The following is a 22,954-nucleotide window of genomic DNA, read 5'->3' as shown; positions in this document are numbered from 1 at the left end:
CGTTCTATGTCGCCGAGCTACTAGAACGTTCTAGAGTGTGCGCCGTGGATACCCTCACCACCGGCCGTCGCTGGGCGGCCCTGACAGCCCTCGCCATGGGCGGCTTCGGCCTCGGGCTCACCGAGTTCGTCGCCATGGGCCTGCTGCCCGAGGTCGCCCAGGACCTGTTCCCCGCCGCATACCTCCAGTCCCCGTCCGAAGCGGTGGCCCGGGCCGGATGGCTCATCACCGTGTACGCGCTCGGCGTCGTCGCGGGCGCACCCACCATCGCGGCGCTCACCGCCCGGGCGCCCCGCCGCCGTCTCGTCCTCGGACTGCTCACCCTGATGGCCGTCGGCACCGTCGCATCCGCGGCCGCGCCCACCTTCGAACTCGTCCTCGCCGGGCGGTTCGTCGCCGCCCTCGCCCACGGCGCCTACTTCGGCGCGGCGGGACTCATCGCCGCCCACATCCTCGGACCGGGCAACCACGGCAAGGGCATCGCGATCGTCCTCGGCGGGCTCACCGCCGCCAACCTGATCGGCGTACCGGTCATCACCGGCATCGGACAGAATCACGGCTGGCGCGTCGCGTACACCTGCGTGGCCCTCGTCTTCGCCCTCACGCTGATCGCCGCGGCAGTGACCGTGCCCCCGATGGCGGCCGCGCCCGGCGGCTCACCCCGCGCCGAACTGCGCGCCTTCCGCTCACCGCAGGTGTGGCTGGTCGCGGCCGTGGTGGCGATCGGCCCGGCCGGCTTCTTCACGGTCAACAGCTACATCGCACCGGTCACCACGAGCGTGACCGGGCTGTCCGAGAACACCGTGCCGTGGGTGCTGGCCGCGATGGGCCTCGGCATGACGGCCGGAATCGCAGCCGGCGGCATCGCCGCGGACCGGGACCTGCGCCTCAGCGTCCTCGCCGGCCTGCTCGGCAACGTGCTGGCGGTGGCACTGTTCGCGGTGACCGCCGGCAACCCGGTCGGCCTGTTCGTGAGCGCGTTCCTGGTCGGCGCGGTGAGCCTGTTCATCGTCCCGGCACTCCAAGCACGCTTGATCATGGTGGCGCCCGGCACACAGCTGATGGGCGCCGCGGTCAACCAGTCCGCGATCAACATCTCGAACAGCCTGGGGGCGGCACTGGGCGGCGCGGTGATCGCCGCCGGATGGGGATACCTGTCGTCGGCGTGGCTGGGCGTGGGCCTGGCCGTGATCGGCCTGCTCCTGGCCCTGCTGAGCTTCCGCGCCGCGGCTCCAGCCACGATCTCCTCGCCGGCCGACTCTCCCGCCCCGGCGGACGCCGATTCTCCCGCCCCGGCGGACGCCGATTCTCCCGGCCCGGCGGACGCCGATTCTCCCGCTCCGGCGGTAACCGATCCCCCCGGCCCGGCGGAAGCCGATCCTCACGCCCCTGCGGGAGCCGATTTTCCCGTCCCGGCGGAAACAGCATCGGCACCGCCGGAATCTTCGCCGGTGCGGTCCGGCGCGTCGCCGCCATCCTCAGAGAGCGCACTGCTCTGATAGGCCGGACGTCATGGGCTGCGGTCGCACCACCGCCGCCCATGACGTCCTCATCTTCGGCCGGTTCCCGTTCACCCTGATCAACACGGTGGCCGCCGTTGTCGGCCCCGTCGATACCGGCCGTCTTCGCACGGCTGGTATCGCTCTCGCCGGAGCCCAGTTCTCACCCATCGCGCCGACCTCAGTGGCCGCCGCCGTGCCCGTCGCCCGGATCGCCCTGGCGATTGTCGGAGTAGGCGCCGCCACCGGCGGAACCCACCCTTTGGAGACGCTGCTTCGGATCCTCACGCGGATCCGCCGCATCGTGAAGCGGGTCGTCGCCGTCAGCGACGGACTGCCCTCCGGCCTGGTCCGCGGACGGCTGATCCCGGTCGTCGATATCTGTTTTCCGCATGACTCGGAGTACCCCGGAATCCCCGGCCCACTCCCCACCAAGCCACATTCTCCCAGTTCAGGGCGGTGCAGCCGGTCCGCCGCGGTATATCCGGCCGCCCAGGTCCAGACCGCCCATGTCCAGGCCGCCCAGGTCCAGGCCGCCCGGCCCAGCCGACCCGGTTGAGGCAGTTGGACCCGAACGGCAAGATCAATGCGATTTGAGCTGAATGACCATATTAGGACGATTGGTCCAGCCAACCGGGGTCGGCGATTCGATTAGGCCAGCCGTGATCAGACCCGGTCCAGGCCGACCGTGATCAGACCCGGTCCAGGCCGACCGTGATCGGACTCGATCCGGGCCGACCGTGATCGGACCCGGTCCAGGGATGTCGCGATCGGGCCGGCCAGACAGGTTCGGTGAGCCTTCGGTCAGGCGGGTTCGGGAACGGCGTCGGGCGGGGTCGGCTCCGGCTGGGCCGGCACGCCCGGGTCACCGGGGTCACCCGGCTCGCCGGGCATCGGCTCCACGGGCGGCGGCGGCAGCGGATCCGGGCTGTCCGGCGAAAGTTCACCCGGGTCGTCGGGGATCGGCGCACCGGGGTCGAGCGGCGGATATTTGTCCGGGTCGGACGGAATACGCGAAGTCGCCATCGGAATCTCCTCTCGCCGCACTCCCCGCCTTCGCGGGAATCGGCAGAAAAGCCACCTACCCCACTCCACGGTGATCAAAACAGCTCACCCGGGATCACCCCGCCCAGCAGCGCTCGCAAACGCGCCCCACACACTCACAGCTCGACGCCAAAGAGATCTCCAGGCCACAGAGCAGTCGCACCCGATCAAGCGTTCGGGTGCGCCCACAATCCCGAAACGACCGGCATCCGCGCCCAAACACTTGATCGGGTGCGGACACCCGCCAAGCCGAGGCAGAGACAACCACCCGAGAAGCAACCGCACCCGATCAAGCAACTGGGAGCGGCCGCAGCCCCAAAACGACCGGCAAGCGCACCCAATCGCTTGATCGGGTGCGGACACCCACCAGGCTTGAACCCGAGACAACCACCCGGCAGGCAGGCGCACCCGATCAAGGACCCGAGCGAAGCCAGGGAGACAGCCGTACTCGATCGAGCAGACGGGTGGCGCCCGAGACACGGCCGCACTCGATCGAGCAGACGGGCGGCGGCCAGGACACGGCCGTACCCGATCGAGCAAACGGGCGGCGCCCGGGACACAGCGGTACCCGATCAAGCAACCGGGAACGCTCACCGCCACAAAACAACCGGTCACCGCACCCAAACACATGATCAGGTGCGGACACCTACCAGGCTTGAACCCGGAGTATCCGCTCAGGGGCCACCGCACCCGATCAAGCAGCTGGGTGCGGCCGCAGCCCCAAAACGACCGGTGTCCGCACCCAATCGCTTGATCGGGTGCGGACACCGGCTGGCATATCCCCCAGCGAAACCGCCGAAATCGGCCCGGCGAAACCGGTGAAACCGGCTAAATAGATAAAAACAATAAATCGAATTAATGCTGCTAAGTCATTAAAAACAATCAAAAGTTTGGCCAACTCGAATTGGATCAGCAAACCCGACAGACAGCCGTGATCGGCGAAGACTGCCGACGGACCCGCCCCCACCCCCGGCCCGGCTGGCCGCTCCGGCCCGGCTGGCCGCTCCGGCCCGGCTGGCCGCCCCGGCCCGGCTGGCCGCCCCGGCCCGGCCCGACCCGACCCGACCCGACCCGACCAGCGAAGACTGCCGGCGAATTCGACGTGCGAACCTCGGCCGAGGACCGAAGCGTGGGCCGCGGGTCAGAAGAGGTACGGGCGCATGGGGTACGTGTAACCGGGCGCCCAGTACGGCGACAGCCCGTAGTGCCCGTACACGTTGGCGTAGTAGTCGTCGTCGTGGTCGACCAGGTCCGGGTCGTAGCCGGGTGTGCCCGCCACGTGCCCGCTGGTCCGGTCGATGCGGACCTCGTCGGCGGTCACTTCGACGACAGCGTCGACCGGGATGTAGGACGGGGTCGCGCCGAACCCCAGGATGCCGCCGTGTTCGACCAGCAGGAATCGGATCCGCTGTTCGTCGGCGTCGATCAGCAGGTCGTCGATTCGGCCTACGTCACTGCCGTCGATGTCCTTGACGATTCGGCCGCGGATGTCGAGCGACGGGTCCGCCACCGCCTTGTCGGAGTCGCTCAGCCTGATCATCGTTGCGTTCCGGACAGTCATGGCACTCTCCTCTCGTCCGTGAACCGGTGTCCCACCGAGATTGCGAGCCACAAAAAGCCGCAAAAAGCCGCAAAAAGCAACTAGACCGCGACCAAAGCCGTGAGCCGGACCGCAAAAGCGCCCCGATCACGTAGCGACCGGCCCGTGAACTCGGTGAACTCTGGAACTGATGAGTACCCGCTTGTGGAGACGATCAAACGATGCTCGTATTGATCTTGTTCGAACACCGGGACGGGGACCGACCACGGAAGCCGAGGGACGATCGTGACCATCGACCGGCAGCGCCTGCTCGACCACTCGCCCTGGACGTTCTGGCGGGACGCCGACGAGACGAACCGGCGACGACAACTCGACGCCCAGCGGGACATGGCGGACGAGCGCGGATACCGGTTCGGAACCGACTGTTTCGTCTCGGCACTGGCCTCGGTCGACAACGACGATCTCACCCTCGGCGACCGGACCTATGTGGCGGCGGGCGCCTACCTGACCGGTTCGCTGGTGGCCGGGCGGGACTGCAGCATCAACCCGTACACCGTGGTGCGGGGCGATGTAACGCTCGGTGACGCGGTCCGGATCGGCGCGCACACCTCCGTCATCGGATTCAACCACACGATGACCGACCCGGATGTGGAGGTGTTCCGGCAGCCCTTGCAGTCGCGAGGCATCACCGTCGGCGACGACGTGTGGATCGGTTCGCACGTCGTCGTCCTGGATGGTGTCACGGTCGGTGACCGGTCGGTTGTCGCGGCCGGCGCGGTGGTGACCAAGGACGTCCCGGCTGGGGCGGTGGTCGGCGGCAACCCGGCCCGTGTGCTCCGCCGCCGCGTCCCCGAGCCCCGCATCGGCGACGAACCCGGCGGACTCGAAGCCTTCGCCGAGAAGGTTCGCGCTCAGGCATCCGTCGTCCTGGACCGGGTCTGGAATCCGGCCACCCGCCTCTTCACCGACCGCCCGGGAACCGGCGCGACGGTCAGGGCACAGTGCGACGCCGTCGAGATCGCCGACCTGCTGCTCGGCCGGGCGCCCGGCCAGTTGCCGCCCGGCGAGCAGGTGGCGCGGCTGCGGGGCTGGCAGGATCCGGCCTCGGGACTGGTGCCCGAACTGGACGGCACCACCACTCTGGCGCTGAGTGACGGAACGGCTGCTTACCACGTACTCTGCGTAGGTTATGCCCTGGATCTTCTGGGCGGTGAGTTTCCGGAACCGGTGCACGCTCTGTCACGACTCGAGCCGTCGGACCTGGTCACGTCGCTGAAAGCGCTGCCGTGGCGGGATCGCGCCTGGAACGCCGGGCACCACGTGGACGGCATCGGCACCGCCCTGCACTGGAATCTCCGCAAGGGCGCGAACCTCCGCCCGGGCATCCCCGAAGCGCTCTTCGGATGGCTGAATCTGAACACCGACCCCCGAACCGGCATGTGGGGCACGGGCGAAATGCTCGAGATCGTCAACGGCTTCTACCGCGCCTCCCGCGGAACGTTCGCCCAGTTCGGCGTCCCGGTCCCCCGGCCGGAACGCGTGATCGACACCGTCCTGGAGCATGCCGCAGACGCCCGGTTCTTTCGTCCGGACCGCTGGAACGCCTGCAACGTGCTGGACGTGGCGCATCCCCTGTGGCTGACTCTGCACACCGGGCACCGGTACGCCGAGGTGACCGCCCTGGCCGGCACGCTGCTGCGGGGTGTACTCGGACGGTGGCACGACAACGCCGGGTTCGCCTTCCGCCTCGACGACGGCGATCCCGGGTTGCAGGGGACGGAGATGTGGCTGGCCACGATCTGGTACCTGGCCGACATCACCGGCCGTAGCGATCGGCTCGGCTACCGTCCACGCGGTGTGCACCGGCCGGAACCCGCCGCCGGGCCGGCGCCGTTCGCCTGATCTGACAGCTTCCTAACGAAGGTTCGCCAGGCTCGGCGCATGCATGGAAAGCCTGACGCCCCGACCGAAGTGATGACTCTGACGGCGCCGCCGCCACGCCCGCGGCGGGTCGCCCGATGGCTGGTCGCGGGCGTCGTGGCCGCCGCTCTGGGCGGGGGGACCGCGGTCGTGGTGACCCGTGGCCGGGCGGGTGCCGAGGCCGTCCCGCAGCCGACCGTGCCGGCCGCCACCGCGGCCCTCGAGCGCCGGGATCTGTCCACCACGCGGTCCATGCCGGGTTCTCTGGGGTACGGCGTGAGCCGCCCGTTGTCCGGTCATCGGGAGGCGACCGTCACCTGGCTGCCCGAGGCCGGCCGGACGGTGCGGCGCGGCAAACCCGTGTACCGGGCCGACGACCAGCCGGTGGTGCTGTTCTACGGCAGGATGCCGCTGTTCCGCGAGATCAGCGGGGAGAACCTGGTCGGCCGGGACGTCCGGATCGTCGCCGACAATCTCCGGGCACTGGGGTACGCGACCGGAGTCCAGCCGCAGCCGGGCTCCACAGTGGCAGCCGGCACCCCCGGTGCCGCCCCGGCGCAGGTGCGCAAGGGCGACGGTGTGCTGACCCGCGAGCTGATCGCCGCGATCAAGCGCTGGCAACTCGACGTGGGCCTGCCGGTCACCGGCACGATCCGGGTCGGCGACGTCGAGGTGCAGTCCGGCGCGATCCGGGTCGACGCGGTGGCCGCGCAGCCCGGCTCCCCGTCGAACACCACACTGATGACGGTCACCTCGACCGGCAAACTGATCACCGTGCCGGCCGAACTCGGCGAGGCGACCGGGATCACCGCCGGCGCCGCCGTGACCGTGGTACTGCCGGACGAGAGCACCGTCCCCGCGAAGGTCCTGTCGGTGGGCCGCGCCCTGGTCGCCGACGAGAGCACCGTGACCGGTCCGGCCAAGCTGACCGTCACCGTCACCGCGAACGATCCGGACGACGTGGCCGCCCTGGACTCCGCCGACGTGCAGGTGCGGTTCGCCGGGCGTACCGCGAAGAACGTCCTGGCCGCGCCGGTCGAGGCGCTGGTCGCCCTGACCGAGGGCGGGTACGCCGTGCAGGCCCCGACCGGGCTGGTGGCCGTGACGACCGGCATGTTCGCCGGCGGCTGGGTCGAGATCGAGGGTCCCGGACTGGCCGAGGGCACGACCGTGGTGGTCTCGTCGTGACCGTGTTGTCCGTCCGCGACGTCGGGATGAGCTATCCGGGCGGGGTGACCGCCCTGGCCGGCGTCACCCTCGACATCGACGAGGGCGAACTGGTCGCCATCGTCGGACCGTCCGGTTCCGGCAAATCCACCCTTCTCAACATCATCGGTACGCTGGACCGGCCCACCTCCGGCACCGTGCACGTGTCCGGCCGGGATGTGGCGACGCTGAGCGACCGGCAGTTGTCCGCGCTGCGGGCCCGCGAGATCGGCTTCGTGTTCCAGCAGTTCCACCTCGCCGATGGACTGTCCGCGCAGGCCAACGTGGCCACCGGTCTGCTGTACGCCGGGGTTCCGCGCCGCGACCGCCGCGACCTGGCCCTCCGCGCGCTGGCCCGGGTCGGTCTCGGGCACCGCGCCGAGCACCGGCCGCAACAGTTGTCCGGCGGTGAACGTCAGCGGGTCGCCATCGCCCGTGCGCTGGTCAACCGGCCGTCGCTGATCCTCGCCGACGAGCCGACCGGCGCCCTGGACACCGCCACCGGCCAGGCCGTGCTGGCGTTGCTGCGCCGGCTCAACGCGGAGGGCGCCACCATCGCGCTGATCACCCACGACCGGGACATCGCCGCGTCGCTGCCCCGGCGGGTGGAGATCCGCGACGGTCGCCTGGTCCACGATTCCCTTCCTGCCGGGGTACGCCGATGAGCCGTCCACCACGACCCGTCCGTCTCGCCCCGGCCGACATGCTCGCGCTCGGCCTGCTCGGGCTGCGGACCCGGCCGGCCCGGGCGCTGCTGTCCGCCCTCGGCATCGCCATCGGCATCGCCACGATGATCGTGGTGACCGGCATCCCGGCGTCCAGCCAGGCCGCGCTCCTCGCCGAACTGACCGCGCTGGGCACCAACACCCTGCAGGCGATGGAGACACCGGACGCCGAGAAGGAGGAGAAGATTCCCGAATCGGCGGTCGGCATGATCCGGCGGATCGGTCCGGTCACCGCCGCGAGCGCCGTTGCCAACACCCATTCCCGGGTACGCCGTAACGACCGTACCGCCCCCGACGACGGCGGCGGACTCACCGTGCTGGCGAGCAGCCTCGACCTGCTGCCCACCATCAACGCCCGGGTCCACGCCGGAAACTGGCTCAACCCGGCCACCGCGGACTTCCCGACCGTGGTGCTCGGCTCCGTCGCGGCCGGCCGTCTCGGCATCACCGACCTGCCCGCCGGCGGCCCGGCCCCTCAGGTGATCATCGAGGACGTCCCGTTCACCGTGATCGGCATCCTCGGCACCACCCCGCTGACCCCGGACATCGACCGTGCGGTGCTGGTCGGGTGGGAGGCGGCCCGCACCAGTCTGCGCTTCGACGGGCATCCGACCGTCCTCTACGTACGCTGCGACGAGGAACACCTGGAGGCGGTCCGCGGCGTCCTCGCCGAGACGATCTTCCCGGAGCGCCCCGGTCAGGTGATCGTCACCCGGCCGTCCGACGCGCTCGCCGCGAAACGGGCCACGCAGAGCAGCTTCTCCGTGCTGTTCCTCGCCCTCGCCGCGGTGGCCCTGGTGGTGGGCGGCATCGGCGTGGCCAACACGATGGTCGTCGCCGTCCTGGAACGCCGCTCCGAGATCGGCCTGCGGCGGGCCCTGGGTGCCACCCGCGGACAGATCCGGGGACAGTTCTTGACCGAGTCGGTGCTGCTGGCCGCGCTGGGCGGGATCCTCGGTACGACGCTGGGCCTGCTGGCCACCGTCGGGTACGCGGCCTGGCAACACTGGCCACTCGTCATCCCGGCGACGGCGGCGCTGGGTGGCGTGGGTGGGGCGGTGCTGATCGGGGTGCTGGCGGGCGTCTATCCGTGCGTACGCGCGGCCCGCCTGACCCCGACCCAGGCCCTGGCAACCGTCTGACACCGATCCGGTCTCGTCATGTGCACCCGGCCGTGTGGTGACAGGCGTGCTGGACACCCGAAATCACCACACCCGTCGGGCCGTGGTGATTACGGGCGCCCAGCACGCCCCAAATCAACACACCCGTTGGAGGTGTGGTGATTACGGGTGCGCTGCGCGCCCCAAATCAACACACCCGTTGGAGGTGTGGTGATTACGGGTGCGCTGCGCGCCCCAAATCAACACACCCGCCGTGCCCCTCCTCGGGGTCGCGCGAAGCATCCCGGTGGACGGGAAAGCCTGACCGGTGCGGCCGCTGGGGGTGCGCGGACCAGCGTCGACGTCGACGGGGACCGCGCCGCGGGTCATGCGGACGGCGGCGTCAGCAGGTAGTCGTCGGCGTCCGGGCTCCACGCCAACGCTACCGCTCCGCTGGTCGCGGCGGCTTTCGCGAACTGCAGGAAGCTGCGGTAGCCGAGTTTCTTCTCGCTGAAGTCGGGCGCTACCTTGCGTACCTGATTCTTCAGGCCGGAGAGGGCCGCCGGGCCGGAACCCGACGCGAGGTCGGTGACCACCGCGCGGAGCAGGGCGAAGGCCGCTTCCCGGTCGCCGTGTTCGGGCAGGGACACTTCCGGGTCGCCTTTGGCCTGGCCGTCGCTCAATTCGATCACGTTGGTGCCGGCCAGGTGGCGCAGCAGTTCGCCGAAGGCGCGGAAGCCGTAGTCGGCCTCGTTGAACGTCGGGTCCTTGCGCAGCAGGGTGCGTTTGAGAGTGGACGCCGTCACCGAGCCGCTGGCGCTGCGCTGCAGGCCGGAGACGGTCTGGGCGACGAGGGTGGCGAGGGCTTCCGGTTCCGGGGCGGCGAGAGGTTCGGGGACGGTGAGAGGTTCGGGGACGGCGAGAGGTTCCGGGGTGGCAAGCGGTTCGGGGACGGCGAGAGGTTCGGCCGCCTTGACGGGTGCCGGGCGGGAACGGCGGGCCTGCGGTGCGGGGGCGTCGACCCCGTCCAGCCGGTCGTAGAAGAGGAACTCGTCGCAGGCCGGCGGGAGCAGCGCCGAGGTGGTGCGTTCCACCCCGACGCCGATCACCCGCTTGTTGAGTTCGCGCAGTTTGTGGACCAGGGGTGTGAAGTCGCTGTCGCCGGTGCAGAGCACGAACGTCGAGATGTAGTCGCGTTCGAAGGCCAGTTCGAGCGCGTCCACCACCATTTTGATGTCGGCCGCGTTCTTGCGGGACGCGCCCATCCGCTGCGGGATGTCGATCAGTTCGACGTGGCCGCGGGTGAGCATCCGGCGGTCGTTGTCGAAGTACGACCAGTCGGCGTACGCCCGGCGCACCACGACCCGGCCGCGTTCGGCCAGGGCGTCGGTGACCGGGCGCAGGTCGAAGGCCATGCCGCCGAGGTGGTCGCGGGCTCCGATCGCCAGGTTCTCGTAGTCGAGGAACATCGCGATGCGCTCTTCTTGATCCACGACCACCAGGCTAGACGCTAAACCAGGGCGGCGGCGGGGAGGCGTACCTCCAGGTCTGTTCCGGGGTTGAGAGTCACCACACGTCCGGCCAGCGACGAGGCGGGCAGGAGCCGCCAATCACCGGCGGAGGGGAGATACCGGTCGGACGTCCAGGCATGGAGCTCATCACTGCTCGAGGCGGCCGGATCGACGAAGACCTGACCGGCCAGCAGCGCGTCGCGGACGGCCGCGTCGTCGCCGTGCCCGGTGGCCGCATTCTGGACGGCGGCCTCGATCTCGTTGGCCGGGGCCGGCCAGCCGAGGGCGCGCGGTGACGGCCGGTAGTCCGGGTTGGGGATCATCTCCTCGGCGGGGCTGCCGTCCTCCCCCACCGGGTAGGCGCCGGCTATCGCGTACGGCGGGATCTGCTCGGCGCCCTCGTAGGCGGGGTCGACGGCGTACATCCAGCGCATGGACGGATTCCTCACTTCTTCTTCGCCACGTAGTCCGGGTTGTCGATGAGCTGCCATCGGCTCTGGCCTGGGGGGATGTCCAGCTGCTGCACGCCGTTCTTGATACCCACGTTGTAGGGCGAGTCGATCAGGAACGCGTGCGAGATGTTCTTACCCGGGATGTGGTCCAGTGCCGCGAACTCCGTCTGCGACGCCTTGGTCACGTCCTTGATCGTCTGCACGTTCAGTTCGACGAACGGCTGACTGTCGGCGCGGATCGCGTACACGTATCCGTAGTGCAGTTTGTAGTCCTTGCCCCCGATGTTCTCGGTGAACTTGACGCCGTCCAGCGGCTTGCCCTGCAGCATGAACGCGATGTCCTTGTCCCGGACGAACTGCAGCGAGACGTTCAGGTCGTCGGTGGTGGAGACGAACCCGCTGAACGTGTTGTCGTCGCGGGCCTTGGAGCTGTTCTGCTGGTGCAGCTTGATGTCGTAGTGCGAGTTCGCGTTGTTGCGCAGGGCGTTGGACTGCAGGCCCTCCTTGAAGATCACGTCCGGGTGCATGTCCGAGCCGTGGTAGAGGAACGTCGGCTGGGACTTGTTGGGCACCAGGCCGGGGATGAAGTCGGCCGGGTTCTTGAACTCGGGCGTGTCCAGCTTCTGGACGATGGCGGGGATGTCGGCGGAGCCGGGGTTGGGCTTGGGCACGCCGGAGCCGCCGGGGCTGGTGCACATCAGGCCGAGCGGGTCGGCGGTCTGCAGCGGGTTGGCCGCGTATCCGGCGGGGTCGATCGCCGGTGCCAGGCCGAGCGGGTCCTGGCTGAGGTAGCGGCCGGTCATCGGGTCGTAGTAGCGGAACACGTTGTAGTGCAGGCCGGTCTCATGGTCCCGGTACTGCCCCGGGAACGAGACCGACATTTCAGAAATGTCGGAAGCGCCCCACAGGGTGGTGTCGTTCTGCCAGCGCAGCGTGCCGTCCGCGGCGAGCAACTCGGTCGGCGTGCCGATCCGGTCGGTCACCACGGTGGCGAAATCCAGGTCGCCGTCGATCCGCACGGTCCGGGCCACCGGGCGCCCGTCCGACGGATGGTGATCCCAGGTCGTCACCCGCAGCGTGCCGTCCGCCGCGGTGTGCGCCTCCTCCACCAGAGTGCTGCCCGACCAGGCGAAATCGTAGCGCTCGACCCCGTCGGTCTTACCGATCCGGCGTCCCAGCGGATCGTAGGCGTAACGCCAGGTCGTGCCTCCCGGGGTCACTGCCGCGACCATCCGGCCCTCGTCGTCCCAGGAGAAGACCCAAGATCCAACCTCCTCTATGGTACGCCTGACCACTCGCCCGAGGCCGTCATAGGTGTTCGACACCGCCCCCGATGATCGCAACGAGGTGCCGTCGTACACCCCGTCCGGACGACCGTCCACGTAACGGTAGGTCTCGTCCCGGCCCGGCCCGTGCACCCGGGTGACCCGGCCGACGGGGTCCAGCGTGTACGCCGTCCGCCCGGTCCAGTCCACCTTCCCGGCGATCACCCCGTCGGCCCGGTGCTCGAACACCCGCTCGCCGACCGCCGGCAGGCTCTGCCCGAGCAGGCGGCCGTCGGTCCCGTGGCGCTGGGCGAGCACCGGCGTCCCGTCGACCGTCCGGGCGATCTCCCGCCCGGTCACGTCGTGCCGGAACCGGAGCGAGTGACCGGCACTGTCCAGCGTGAACGGCTGGCCGAACGGATCCGCCGTCCAGGTGCTGACCGCCCCGGCCGGGGTGCGCCGGACGACCGTGGCGCCGTCGACGTCGATCCGGACCGTCCGCCCGTTGACCGTCTCGGCGACCTTGCGCCCGTCCGCGTCCCACTCGACGCGCAGGTCCACGCCGGGGCTCTGCGCCGCGACCAGCCGGCCCTGAGCGTCGTAGGAGTAGGACGAGTCGCCGCGCCGGACCAGGTTGCCGGCCGCGTCGCGTTCCAGCGGTACGCCGTCGACCGCGGTCACGTGGCCCGCCGCGTCGTGGGTGAACCGCCGTTCCCGTCCGTCGAAGTCGGTCATCGCCGTGACCCGTCCGGCCGGGTCGTACTGGTAACGCCAGACCAGCCCGGCCGGATCGGTGACCGAGGTGACCCGCAGTTCGGTGTCGTAGGTGTACGCGGTGCGCAGCCCGTCCGCGTCGACGGAGGCCAGCACCACGCCGAACGGACCGTACTCGGTGCGCCGCACGTTGCCGGCCGGGTCGGTGCGTTCGACCGGGTAGCCCTCGGCGTCGTAGACCACCGTCTCGCCGTCGCCGGTGCGGACCGCCCAGCCGGCCAGGCCCTCCACCCGCTCCGGCGCCGCCGGCCGGCCGCCGCGCAGCCGGTCCAGGTCGAGTCGCGCGCCGGTCGCCGTGGCCGACGGGTCGTTGCCGAGCGCGTCGGTCCGGGACAGCTGCTCGTTGTAGCGCCCCCAGGTGGCGGTGCTGGTGTTGCCGAGCGGGTCGGTGACGCTGGTGACGTGGTGGTACTCGTCGAAGGTGTAGACGGTGCTGTGCCCGAGCGAGTCGGTCCAGGTGGTCCGGTCGTCCTCGTAGGTGAGGGTGGCGCTGAGGTAACCGTCCTCGCCCATCGTGCCGACGCAGCGGCCGTCCTCGTCGTAGGTGTACCGGTACCCGAACCCGGTCCGGTCGATCCACTGGGTGATCCGGCCGTCGTCGTCGTAACGGAACCGCGCCGGCCGGCCGGAGATGTTCGCGGCCTCGACGAGACGCCCGCTCTCGTCGTACGCAAAGGAAGCGACCGTGGTGCCGCCCAGGGTGACCGCGGTGATCCGGCCCTCGGTGACGGTGAACAGGACCCGGCGGCCGGACGGGTGGTGCAGTGCCAGCGGTGTGCCGTCGGGCGCCCGCTCGACGCGCAGCGTGTTGCCGGCCGGGTCGGCGACCGTGGCCAGGCGGCCCTGGTCGTCGAAGCCGAGCACCCGGTCGCCGGTCTCCAGGGTGGCGCTGCCGTCCGCGGCCGTCGTCAGCGGCCAGCGCGGGCCCTCCTCGGGCAGCACCGCCGCGCCCGGCACCCCGATCGGGTAGACCAGCACCATGGCGTCCGCGGCGAAGAACAACGTCGCCTTACTGTCGGATTCCAGACGCTGATCGATGGTGGACGACCAGGACGCCCCGAACAGGCCCCCGGCCCGGTACGACGACAGGTGCGTGCGCTCGAGGGCGAACGGCAGCGGCGCGGGCAGTTCCAGGTCGACCAGGGGCAGCACCATCTCGCCGGTGGCCACGTCGATCGGGTCGGTGACGCACTCCCGGATGTCGATCGAGCGGGAGACGTCCTTCGGCACCGGCGGCACCTTGATCTGGAACAGGTCGGTGAGCTTCGCCGCACCCAGGCCGGCCAGGCCACCGAGGTTCTTGACCAGGGTGACCGCGCCCGCGCCGACGCCCTTGACGATGTTCACCATGTCGTTGGCCAGCGTCTTCATGCCCTGCAGCGCGGCCTTGCCGATCTCCTTGAGACCGCCGGCCTTGTAGAGCGCGCTGAGCTTGGAGAGCGAGGTCAGGCCCCGGACCCCGGGGATCACACCGAGCAGGCCGAAGACGAGGTCCATCACCGACCCCTTGCCGCCCGCGAAGTCGACCACCGCCTTGATCAGCAGGATCGCTCCCGCGGCCAGCGCCACCCAGGCCAGCGGCCCACCGATGATCATCGCGATCACGCCGGCCACCAGGGCCACCCACTTGGCGACCTCGCAGATGATGTCCCACATCTGCTTGAACGCCTCGCCGAGCTTCTCCCAGAACGACCGCGGCTGGATGCCCGCGTCGGAGGCGTCGTCGATCTCCCGAGCGCAGGTGCGGGCCGCGCCGTCGCGCAGCTCCTTGGCCTGCATGGCCAGCTGCTTGGCCAGGTCCAGCTCGCCCTGCGCGCCGGCCACCGCGGCCTGGGCCTGGTTGCGCTTCTGCTCGGCGGCCTCGGCGTCCCGGACGGCCTGCTTGACCTGATCGGGATCGGGCTTCTGGGTCTCGGCGCGAGCCCGCTCGGCGGCCTGCGAGGCACCGGAGAAGTCGGCCTCGGCGATGCCCAGCGAGCCCTGCAGGGACTTCAGCTTCTCGGCCGCTGCGCGCCCGTCGGCGAGGGCCCGGTCGGCCTGCGCCTGCGCGTTCTCCAGAGTGGGCGCGTACGCGTCGAGCGCGTCACCGACCATCAGGTGCGAGCGGTACAGCTTGTCGACCTGTCCCGGGAAGTCGCCGAACTGCGAGCGGAACGCGTCGCCGGACTGGCCGACCCAGGTGAGCAGGGCGCCGTCGCCCTGCAGGGAGTCCACCGCCATCTTCGCCCGGTGGGCGTTCTCCGCGAAGTCGTGGAACCGGGAAGCGAGCTGGCGCAGCCGTTCCGGGTCTCCGGGCGTGGGGTCGCCGTCCATGTCCAGGACGTACCAGTCCGCCGGCCGAGCCATTGATGCCTCCCGTTGATCCGTGCGCCGGGAGTCTAGCGTGCCCGGTCACCCAGCGTTCCGATCACAAGGTTGGATGATCTTGCCGGGGCGACGTACGCTGCCCCTCGGCGTTCGAGACGACAGAGGCGGAGGGCCATGGCAGCCGACCGATTGACGGTCAATCTGGACGGCCTGACGGAGTTCTCCGTCCAGTTGGAGGGCATTCGCCAGGGAATGGACTCGGCGAAGTCCTGGATGAACGAGTTCTCCGGCGACCTCGGCGGCCGTGAGGTCGACAGCGCCATCAGTAACTTTGAGTCACATTGGCGGGACGGTCGGGGACGGGTCGACGAGAACTGCGCCCAGCTGATCAAGATGGCCAAACAGGCGGTCGAGAATCTGCGCAAGGCCGACGACGATCTCGCGTCGAACCTGCGCGACAGCATGAAGGGCTGAACATGGGCGTCACCGGTTTCACGATCACCGTGCCCGACTCGTGGTTCGAGGTCGAGCTGCACCCGGACGCCCGCAACGCCGCGATCGGCAAGCTCGTCGAAGACCGGATCAGGGACGTGCCGCAGCTGTACGAACATCGGGCGGCCCTGGCCAAGGTGCTGCGTGAGACGTCGCGGCGGGCGTACGACAGCGGCGCCCGGTTCTGCGGCACCCTGGTCACCGTGGTCGGCGACGCGATCATGTCGGCCACCGTCACGGTCACCATCGTCAACGCCCCGGACCAGCAGGGCGCGGCCGACGCCATCGCGCCGCACCTGACCGCCCGTCCCCGGCGCGGGGCGGACTCGCTGTGGCGCGAGGTCGAGTCGGCCGAGCTTCCCGGCGTCGGCCCGGTCCCCCGCACCCGGGGCGTCGACGACGTCACCCTGCCTGACGGCTCCGGCTGGATCCGGTCGCTGATCATGCAGACCTTCGTGCCGTTCCCCGGAACCGACCCGGACCGGGTGGCACTCATCACCGGCAGTTCCCCGGTGCTGGCGCTGGAGACCGAGTTCTTCGACGTCTTCGACGCCGTCACCGGCACGTTCCGATTCACCAGTTAAGGGGCTCTATCATGGCAAACGTCAATGTGACCTACCAGGAGATGCGCGACGCCTCCAACCGGCTCAACTCCGGTCGCGAGGAGATCCTCTCCAAGCTCAGCGAGCTGAAGAACCTGGTCAACAACCTGGTGAACGGCGGGTACGTGACCGACTCGTCCAGCAAGCAGTTCGACGAGTCGTACAACGAGTTCAACGAGGGCGCCACCAAGGTGATCGGCGGCCTCGAGGGCATGGGCAAGTACCTGACCACCGCCGCGGACACCTTCCAGCAGGCCGACGACGAGCTGGCCAAGGCCCTGCGCAGCTGATCTGCGTGGTGAGTTCGGGCGCCTGAGGCGCCCGAACTCACCACAGTCGCCGTGGTGTGTTGTTTTCGGGCGCCTGAGGCGCCCGAAAACAACACACCGCGCTTCTATTCGGGGACCTGCACCGTGATCGGCTCGTTGTCGCCCAGGTGCAGCAGCGCCCGGCCCGGCCGGATCGGCTGCCCGACCGCGGTCCGCTGCAGACGGATACCGACCATGTCGCCGTCGGTCCGGTTCTGCGGCGACAGCAGCGCGCCCCGCCGGCTGCGCCGCGCGTCGATCAACCAGCCGCTGAACCCGACACCCAGATCGTCCGGGTCACCCGCGTAGATCACCGCGAGCTTGCGGGCCTCGCCGTTGCGGATCACCTCGCGCAGCTCGCCCGAGGCGGCCGCGTCGCGCAGGGTGGCCGCGTCGTCGACCACGATCAGGCCCCGGCCGGTGACCTGCGCCAGCGCGGCGTTCAGCTCCTCCGGCGTGACATCGGTCCCGGTCAGCACGGTGATCACACCCGGCTTGCCGGCCAGATCCCGGACCGGCGAGGTACGCGGCGCGAGGACGATCACCTGCTGGCCCGAGTCCAGCGCGGACTTCGCCATGCTCGCCAGCATCGTGCTGCGACCGGACTTGGCCGGGCCGCCGACACCGAACGCCGGGACACCGGTCGCCAGGTCCGGGCCGAAGCCGAGCAGCTGGTTCTCGCCACCGACCCCGGCGAGCAGCCAGCCGGCGCCGTCCGCCGCCCGGGGCAGCGCCTTCGCCTGGGCGTACCCGATCTGGTTGGGGATCTCCCCCAGCCGGAACGGCCGCAGCGCGCCCGGCACCGCGGCGTCGCGCTCGGTGGTCCGCCGGCCGATCTCGGCAAGCGCCGCCGCCTGGGCCGCGCCGCTCGGATCCGCGGTCAGCAGCGCCACCTGCACCTCGACGCCGGTCTCCGAACGGAACGCCCGGCCCGGCGCGATCTCGTCCGGCAGGTTGCGCGGGTGCAGGCCGAGCATCGCCACGTCGGTCTTGTCGGCCAGCCGGAACGCCAGCTTGTCCTCGGTCAGCGTGGAGATCCGGCCGCTGAGCACCGACCGGTCGCCGGTGATCACCAGGTGCACGCCGACGCTGGCACCCTCCCGCAGGAAGGTGAAGATCTTGTCGGTCAGCGTGCCGGCGTCCAGCTCACCCAGGGTGGACAGGAAACCCTCCCACCGGTCCAGCAGCAGGAAGACGTGCGAGAGACGTTCCGTCCCGCTCTTGGCCTTCCGCTGCTCGGTGACGTCGGCGAACCCGTCCGCGGCCAGCACACCCTGCCGGCGGCGGATCTCCTCGCCGATCCGGTCGATCAGCCGGACCGCCCGTTCCACCTCGGACCGGCTGACCACCGCGCCGCAGTGCGGCAGACCGTTCAGCGGCAGCAGCGCCCCGTTGCCGCAGTCCAGGCCGTAGAGATGCACGTCGGCGCTGGAGTACGCGGTCGCGAGCGACCCGGCGATCGTCCGCAGCAGCTGCGAACGGCCGGTCCGGGGTGCGCCCGCCACGATCAGGTGCCCGAACGTCTCCAGCTTCAGGGACGCGGTCCGCTGCACCTGCTGGGCCGGCAGGTCCTCCCGGCCGAACGGGACACCGTCGCCGGCGTCCAGATCACTGAGGAGGACGGACTCGGGCAGGGCCGGCAGCCACGGGCTGTGCTGGGCGGGGACACCGGCCTGCTCGGCCGCCTCCCGCAACGCCTCGACCAGCACCTGCAGGTCGGTGACCTCGTCCTGGTGCTGCTCCTGCGCGGCCCGGGTCACCTCGATCGGGCGGACCAGGTCGGCCCAGTCCAGCACCCGCAGCTCCGGCGCGGGCACCCCGGCGGTGCCCGCCGCACCGGGACGACGGCCGCCGACCCGCCCGGACTGGAACGGCACCAGCGAGGCGTGACCCAGCCGCACGTACGCGCGGCCCGGGGTGCTCTTCGCGATCCGCGCCGCGTCCGGGGCGTTCAGCACGTCCTGGCTCTCCGACGCGTCGGTCACCCGCAGCGCGATCCGCAGGTTGGTGTTGGCCCGGATCTCCGGCGACACCACACCGCTGGGACGCTGCGTGGCCAGCAGCAGGTGGATGCCGAGCGACCGGCCCCGCTGCGCGATGTTCACCAGACCGGTCACGAAGTCCGGCAGTTCCCGGGCCATCGACGCGAACTCGTCGATCACGATCAGCAGGCGCGGCAGGGGCTCGGTCTGCGTACGGACGTAGTCCTCGATGTCCTTGGCGCCCGCGTCGGCCAGGATGTGCTCCCGGCGGCGCAACTCGGCGCCGAGCGACTCCAGTGCCCGGCGGACCAGGTGCTCGTCCAGGTCGGTCACCATGCCGACGGTGTGCGGCAGCCGGACACAGGCGCCGAACGCGCTGCCACCCTTGTAGTCGACCAGCACGAACGTCATCGCGTCCGGCCGGTTCGCCACGGCGAGCGAGGCGACGATCGTCTGCAGCAGCTCCGACTTGCCGGAACCGGTGGTACCGGCGATCAGACCGTGCGGACCGTCCCGGCGCAGGTCGATCTCGAACGGGCCGTCGAACGACTCGCCGACCACGGCCGCGGTGCTCGCACCCCGCATCGTCCAGCGGGCCAGGATGTCCGTCGCCTTCGGCGGGTCCAGCGACAGCACGTCGAGCAGCCGGCTCGCCCCGGGCAGGGCGGCGTCGTCCTCGTCGTCGCTGACGTCCCGGACCGGCGCCAGCGCGCGGGCCACCCGGACACACCAGTCGATCGACGGGAAGTCCGGCTCGATTCCGGTCAGCGCGCCCGAACCGGTCCGGGAGATCCGCAGGCCACCACCCTCGACCACGGCGACGGCCTGGCACTCGGCGGGGAGCAGGCGCTCGTCGGTGTCCAGGCAGATCGCGTACACGCCGACCGCCGGCCCCTCACGCAGCAGCTGGACCACACCGGGCAGTGACCGCAGCCGGCGCGAGCCGTCCAGCACCACCAGCATGTCCGGCTCCCGGAACCCGGCGTCACCGGTCTCCTTGCGGACCGCGACCCGCTGCTCCAGCAACTCCAGCAGGCCGGCCACCCGGCGGCCCACCGAATCGGCGTCGTGGCCGAGCAGCACCGGCGGCGCGCTCGGATTGTTGCTGCGGGCATGCGGCAGCCAGCGCACCCAGTCCCAGTTCTGCTTGCCGGCCGGATCGGTCAGCACGGTGATCTGCAGATCGGTCGGGCTGTGCAGCACCGCGGCCTGCAGCACCGCCCATCGGCCCAGCGCGGCCCGGGTGTCCCCCGGTCCGGCGAAGCCGATCACACCGTGCTCACTCAGCGACAGGGTCACCGGGGTGTCCGGAATGGACCAGTGCACGGTACGCCGGTGCTCGTCCTGCTCCGGGTCGTCGAGCGCCACCTCGGCGGGCAGCTCGCCACTGCCGACCCGCAGCAGCAGGTGATCGGGGTCGCGGCGGCGGCGCTCCCACAGCCGGCGGCGCGGACCGGTCGCGATCACCGCGATCAGCGCCGGGTCCGGACACAGCTCGCGGCGTTCGGCCTTCTCCAGCTCGAGGGCCTCCCGGGCGTCCTGCTCGATCCGGCTCTTCCGCTCCTGGTATTCCTTGCGCAACTGGGCGTACGACTGCTTGCCCTGACGGCGGTTCATCACCCAGTTGCCGATCAGTGACAGCGGGCTGAGCAGCGCGAGCAGCAGCAGCGTCTTGTTGCCGGTGACCAGCATCAGCGCCACCGAGCCGACCAGCGGGATGACCGCCATCAGCCAGGGCAGCGGGCTGCGCTGCGGCTCCTTCGGCGGCACCGGCAGCTTGAACCTGGTCTGATGACGCGGCGGGCGGATCCGCGGCGGACGGTTGTAGTCGAACCCGGTGCCGTCCGCGGACGGTTCCAGGGCGGCGTCCGGGCGGCTGTATTCAGCCAGATCGAACAGCGAGCCGCCGACCCGCAGCAGCAGGCCCGGACGCCACTCGGCCGCACCGGTCAGCTCCTCACCGTCCAGGGTCACCGCGACACCGGACAGCGGCTCGACCGTGCAGCGGGCCCGGACGTCCACACTGACCGCGACCGCGGCGGCCGGCAACGCCGGGTCGGCGATCGCGATCCAACCGTCCGGGTCACTGCCCAGGTCGCCGCCGCCGGCACTGAGCCGGACGAACGCGCCGGTCGCCGGGCCGCCGACGACCCGCAGCTCGAGCAGGCCGGCCTGCTCCGCGGGCGGCCACCCGGCCGGACCGTCCAGGCCGAGCACGCCGCCGTCGCGGACCGGAGCGTCGGCCACCGCGAGCGCCGGATCGATCGGCTTGCCGTCGGCGTAGAGCACCGGCGCCCCGGACCGCTCGTTCACATCCCGGAGCAGCTGTTGCGCAGCGTGACCGAGCGCTTCCACCGTGGATTGGCCGTCGGCGATCAGCGCCACATCGGCCGCGTCACCGGTCCTAGAATCTACAATTGTCAATAACAGCTGCACAGTGCCTCCGGACGCGGAAATCCGCACGCTCGCGGACCTCAGGGCTTCCCGGCAAAGGGCGGTGCGCGACGGGCGGATAGTCGGGCAACGTTATCGCACACCGTAAATGTAGGGTGTCCGCGTCACGATCAACTATGCGCGCGGAGAAGATGACAGATATGGACCGTCGAACCCTTGGTCGCGTTCTGGGGTGGGGGCTGGCCGCGGTCGCCTTCGCACCGGCCCTCGCTCCCCCCGCTCCCGCCGTCGCCGCTCCCGCGGTCACCGCTCCTGCCTTCGCCGCTCCCGCCGTCGCCGCTCCTGCCGTCGCCGCTCCTGCCTTCGCCGCTCCCGCGGTGGTGCGGCAACTCCGGGCCGACCCCAAGTGGTACCAGGTGCAGTCGGCGGTCGGCGGCAAGCCGGAGTTCCTCTACGGCATCGCCGAGCGGTTCCTCGGTGACGGCGACCGCTACCTGGAGATCTTCGAGCTCAACAAGGGCCGGGTGCAGGCCGACGGCACCGCGCTGAGCGACCCGGCGGCGATCACCAGCGGCTGGATCCTGATCCTGCCGGACGACGCTGAGGGTGAAGGCGTCCAGACCGGTCCGATCCCGAGTGCTGCTCCGGTTGCTCCCGTCGCGTCGGCCAACACTTCGGACGCTTCGGATATTTCGGATTCTTCTGACTCGGCTGTTACGTCCTCTTCGGTGTCCGGCGGGCTGATCGCGGCGATCGTGGCCGGCGTCCTGGTGCTGGCCGGCGCCGGAGCCGGGGTGTGGTGGTTCCTGCGCCGCCGCCGCTCGGCCCCCTCCACCTCGTCCTCCCCCGACGCTGTGGCCGCACCCAGCCGCACCTTCGACACGGCCGCCGCCTGGAGCATCGACCGCGCCCTGCAGGTCCTGGTGACCAGCGCCGACGCGGCCGGCACGACACTCCCGTCGATCTACGGTGTCTCGGTCGACGAGAGCCGCATCGCGCTGCGGCTCGCCGCCCCGGACGAGACCCCGCCGGAACCGTGGGAATCCGCCGACAGCGGCCGGGTGTGGCAGGCTCAGCTGCGCGATCTGCAGGCCCTGCCCGCCAGCAACGACGTCGCCGCCCCGTGCCCGCGACTGGTCACCCTCGGCACCGCCGGCGGTGTCCGCGAACTGATCGACCTCGGCCAGGCCACCGGCATGATCAGCGTCCAGGGCGACGCCGCGGCGACCAAGGCCCTGGTGTCCTCGTGGACCGAGGAACTCACGAGCAGCCCGTGGGCCGGCGGCGTACAGGTGGTGGCCGGCGACATCCGCCCGCACCTGACCGGCGGAGAACGGGTCAGCATCCGCGACGCCCTGGCCGCCGCCGAGGGCGAAGGCTCCGACACCGCGTTCACACTGCGCGGAGGCGGCAGCGCAAACCGCAAACTGGGCGTGCTGATCCTCGGCTCCACCCCGGGCAACCGCGAACTGGAGCGGGCCCAGTCCCTGGTCAACCGCCCCGACGCCGCCTGGGTGGTAATCGTCCTGGGCAAAACCCGCTACGACCGCTGGCGTTTCACCGTCGACGCCGACGGCAAGCTCGACACCGGCGCCCTGGGCATCACCGTCTACACCGGAACCACCACTCCCGCCCGTTCCTCCCGCTGACGCCCCACCCCACCCGCATTCCTCCCACTCACGCCCCACCCCCCCCGGGTTCCTCCCACTCACCCCCCTCCCCACCCGGGTTCCTCCCGCTGACGACCCACCCCACCCGGCCGCCCCGGGGCCCACCAGTGGTCGTCCGGCGTTTGACAAAGCGGCCCCCACGACCGCCGTGTTCCGGATGCTC

Annotated in this window: 17 protein-coding genes; 10 read left to right on the top strand and 7 right to left on the bottom strand. The window is 70.7% G+C overall.

Annotated elements, in window-relative coordinates; genetic code table 11:
- Positions 1–44 precede the first annotated feature (44 nt).
- Both WH85_RS10450 and WH85_RS10445 read left to right on the top strand, forming a co-directional pair.
- Positions 45–1,499, top strand: coding sequence for an MFS transporter (locus WH85_RS10450; protein ID WP_083448915.1), 1,455 nt, complete (start codon positions 45–47; stop codon positions 1,497–1,499).
- Positions 1,500–1,512: 13 nt separating this feature from the next.
- On the top strand, positions 1,513–2,058 hold the full coding sequence (locus WH85_RS10445; protein ID WP_045741575.1) for a hypothetical protein: 546 nt from the start codon (positions 1,513–1,515) through the stop codon (positions 2,056–2,058).
- A gap of 245 nt (positions 2,059–2,303) precedes the next feature.
- Here WH85_RS10445 and WH85_RS10440 read toward each other — a convergent pair whose 3' ends face one another.
- The 3 genes from WH85_RS10440 to WH85_RS10435 form a co-directional block, all read right to left on the bottom strand.
- Complete coding sequence (locus WH85_RS10440) at positions 2,304–2,525, bottom strand: hypothetical protein (RefSeq protein WP_045741574.1); 222 nt, start codon at positions 2,523–2,525, stop codon at positions 2,304–2,306.
- Positions 2,526–3,237: 712 nt separating this feature from the next.
- A complete protein-coding gene (locus WH85_RS50245) occupies positions 3,238–3,459 on the bottom strand; it encodes a hypothetical protein (RefSeq protein ID WP_157410920.1) in 222 nt (73 codons plus the stop codon).
- Positions 3,460–3,684: 225 nt separating this feature from the next.
- Entirely contained in the window at positions 3,685–4,104 is a 420-nt protein-coding gene (locus WH85_RS10435; RefSeq protein ID WP_045741573.1) for a PRC-barrel domain-containing protein, read from the bottom strand.
- Between the two features lie 264 nt (positions 4,105–4,368).
- Here WH85_RS10435 and WH85_RS10430 point away from each other — a divergent pair, with 264 nt between their 5' ends.
- Genes WH85_RS10430 through WH85_RS10415 form a run of 4 tightly spaced genes read left to right on the top strand, consistent with a single transcriptional unit; the run spans position 4,369 to position 9,076 of the window.
- Positions 4,369–5,985 (top strand): acyltransferase, encoded by a 1,617-nt coding sequence (locus tag WH85_RS10430; RefSeq protein ID WP_211275327.1) that lies wholly within the window; start codon positions 4,369–4,371, stop codon positions 5,983–5,985.
- Between the two features lie 39 nt (positions 5,986–6,024).
- The gene (locus WH85_RS10425) at positions 6,025–7,191 is read left to right on the top strand and encodes an efflux RND transporter periplasmic adaptor subunit (protein WP_157410919.1); all 1,167 of its coding nucleotides are present in this window, start codon (positions 6,025–6,027) and stop codon (positions 7,189–7,191) included.
- A 26-nt stretch (positions 7,192–7,217) separates the two neighbouring features.
- On the top strand, positions 7,218–7,874 hold the full coding sequence (locus tag WH85_RS10420; RefSeq protein ID WP_045741667.1) for an ABC transporter ATP-binding protein: 657 nt from the start codon (positions 7,218–7,220) through the stop codon (positions 7,872–7,874).
- Complete coding sequence (locus WH85_RS10415; protein ID WP_045741571.1) at positions 7,871–9,076, top strand: ABC transporter permease; 1,206 nt, start codon at positions 7,871–7,873, stop codon at positions 9,074–9,076. Before WH85_RS10420 ends, WH85_RS10415 begins: the two co-directional genes overlap by 4 nt.
- Positions 9,077–9,420: 344 nt before the next feature.
- On the opposite strand, the gene WH85_RS10410 is transcribed toward WH85_RS10415, so the two are convergent.
- The 3 genes from WH85_RS10410 to WH85_RS46850 are packed head-to-tail and all read right to left on the bottom strand — an operon-like array spanning position 9,421 to position 15,382.
- Positions 9,421–10,527, bottom strand: a complete 1,107-nt coding sequence (locus WH85_RS10410) for an NYN domain-containing protein (RefSeq protein WP_045741666.1) — start codon at positions 10,525–10,527, stop codon at positions 9,421–9,423.
- Between the two features lie 17 nt (positions 10,528–10,544).
- Positions 10,545–10,979 (bottom strand): type VII secretion system-associated protein, encoded by a 435-nt coding sequence (locus WH85_RS10405; RefSeq protein ID WP_245673884.1) that lies wholly within the window; start codon positions 10,977–10,979, stop codon positions 10,545–10,547.
- A gap of 11 nt (positions 10,980–10,990) precedes the next feature.
- Entirely contained in the window at positions 10,991–15,382 is a 4,392-nt protein-coding gene (locus WH85_RS46850) for a DUF6531 domain-containing protein (protein WP_052720290.1), read from the bottom strand.
- 135 nt (positions 15,383–15,517) lie between these two features.
- Between WH85_RS46850 and WH85_RS10395 the strand changes: the two genes are divergently transcribed.
- The 3 genes from WH85_RS10395 to WH85_RS10385 are packed head-to-tail and all read left to right on the top strand — an operon-like array spanning position 15,518 to position 16,727.
- A complete protein-coding gene (locus tag WH85_RS10395; RefSeq protein WP_045741570.1) occupies positions 15,518–15,817 on the top strand; it encodes a hypothetical protein in 300 nt (99 codons plus the stop codon).
- Between the two features lie 2 nt (positions 15,818–15,819).
- On the top strand, positions 15,820–16,419 hold the full coding sequence (locus WH85_RS10390; RefSeq protein WP_045741569.1) for a hypothetical protein: 600 nt from the start codon (positions 15,820–15,822) through the stop codon (positions 16,417–16,419).
- Positions 16,420–16,430: 11 nt separating this feature from the next.
- Positions 16,431–16,727 (top strand): WXG100 family type VII secretion target, encoded by a 297-nt coding sequence (locus tag WH85_RS10385; RefSeq protein ID WP_045741568.1) that lies wholly within the window; start codon positions 16,431–16,433, stop codon positions 16,725–16,727.
- Positions 16,728–16,831: 104 nt separating this feature from the next.
- On the opposite strand, the gene WH85_RS53695 is transcribed toward WH85_RS10385, so the two are convergent.
- On the bottom strand, positions 16,832–21,163 hold the full coding sequence (locus tag WH85_RS53695) for an FtsK/SpoIIIE domain-containing protein (protein ID WP_045741567.1): 4,332 nt from the start codon (positions 21,161–21,163) through the stop codon (positions 16,832–16,834).
- A 158-nt stretch (positions 21,164–21,321) separates the two neighbouring features.
- On the opposite strand from WH85_RS53695, the gene WH85_RS10375 reads away from it, so the two are divergent.
- Positions 21,322–22,770, top strand: coding sequence for a hypothetical protein (locus tag WH85_RS10375; protein WP_045741566.1), 1,449 nt, complete (start codon positions 21,322–21,324; stop codon positions 22,768–22,770).
- Positions 22,771–22,954 lie beyond the last annotated feature (184 nt).

The organism is Actinoplanes rectilineatus, from assembly GCF_000962825.1.
Classification (GTDB): Bacteria; Actinomycetota; Actinomycetes; order Mycobacteriales; family Micromonosporaceae; genus Actinoplanes; species Actinoplanes rectilineatus.
The sequence above is the reverse complement of the archived record's forward strand: the minus strand, read 5'-3'. Positions and strand labels throughout refer to the sequence as shown.

What these genes read in the sequence shown, in the direction of transcription:
- WH85_RS10425 (WP_157410919.1), top strand. Translation starts at nt 6,025, where the DNA reads ATGCATGGAAAGCCTGACGCCCCGACCGAAGTGATGACTCTGACGGCG.
- WH85_RS10440 (WP_045741574.1), bottom strand. Translation starts at nt 2,525, where the DNA reads ATGGCGACTTCGCGTATTCCGTCCGACCCGGACAAATATCCGCCGCTC.
- WH85_RS10385 (WP_045741568.1), top strand. Translation starts at nt 16,431, where the DNA reads ATGGCAAACGTCAATGTGACCTACCAGGAGATGCGCGACGCCTCCAAC.
- WH85_RS10415 (WP_045741571.1), top strand. Translation starts at nt 7,871, where the DNA reads ATGAGCCGTCCACCACGACCCGTCCGTCTCGCCCCGGCCGACATGCTC.
- WH85_RS10390 (WP_045741569.1), top strand. Translation starts at nt 15,820, where the DNA reads ATGGGCGTCACCGGTTTCACGATCACCGTGCCCGACTCGTGGTTCGAG.
- WH85_RS10435 (WP_045741573.1), bottom strand. Translation starts at nt 4,104, where the DNA reads ATGACTGTCCGGAACGCAACGATGATCAGGCTGAGCGACTCCGACAAG.
- WH85_RS10405 (WP_245673884.1), bottom strand. Translation starts at nt 10,979, where the DNA reads ATGCGCTGGATGTACGCCGTCGACCCCGCCTACGAGGGCGCCGAGCAG.
- WH85_RS10375 (WP_045741566.1), top strand. Translation starts at nt 21,322, where the DNA reads ATGGACCGTCGAACCCTTGGTCGCGTTCTGGGGTGGGGGCTGGCCGCG.
- WH85_RS46850 (WP_052720290.1), bottom strand. Translation starts at nt 15,382, where the DNA reads ATGGCTCGGCCGGCGGACTGGTACGTCCTGGACATGGACGGCGACCCC.
- WH85_RS10420 (WP_045741667.1), top strand. Translation starts at nt 7,218, where the DNA reads ATGAGCTATCCGGGCGGGGTGACCGCCCTGGCCGGCGTCACCCTCGAC.
- WH85_RS10445 (WP_045741575.1), top strand. Translation starts at nt 1,513, where the DNA reads ATGGGCTGCGGTCGCACCACCGCCGCCCATGACGTCCTCATCTTCGGC.
- WH85_RS10395 (WP_045741570.1), top strand. Translation starts at nt 15,518, where the DNA reads ATGGCAGCCGACCGATTGACGGTCAATCTGGACGGCCTGACGGAGTTC.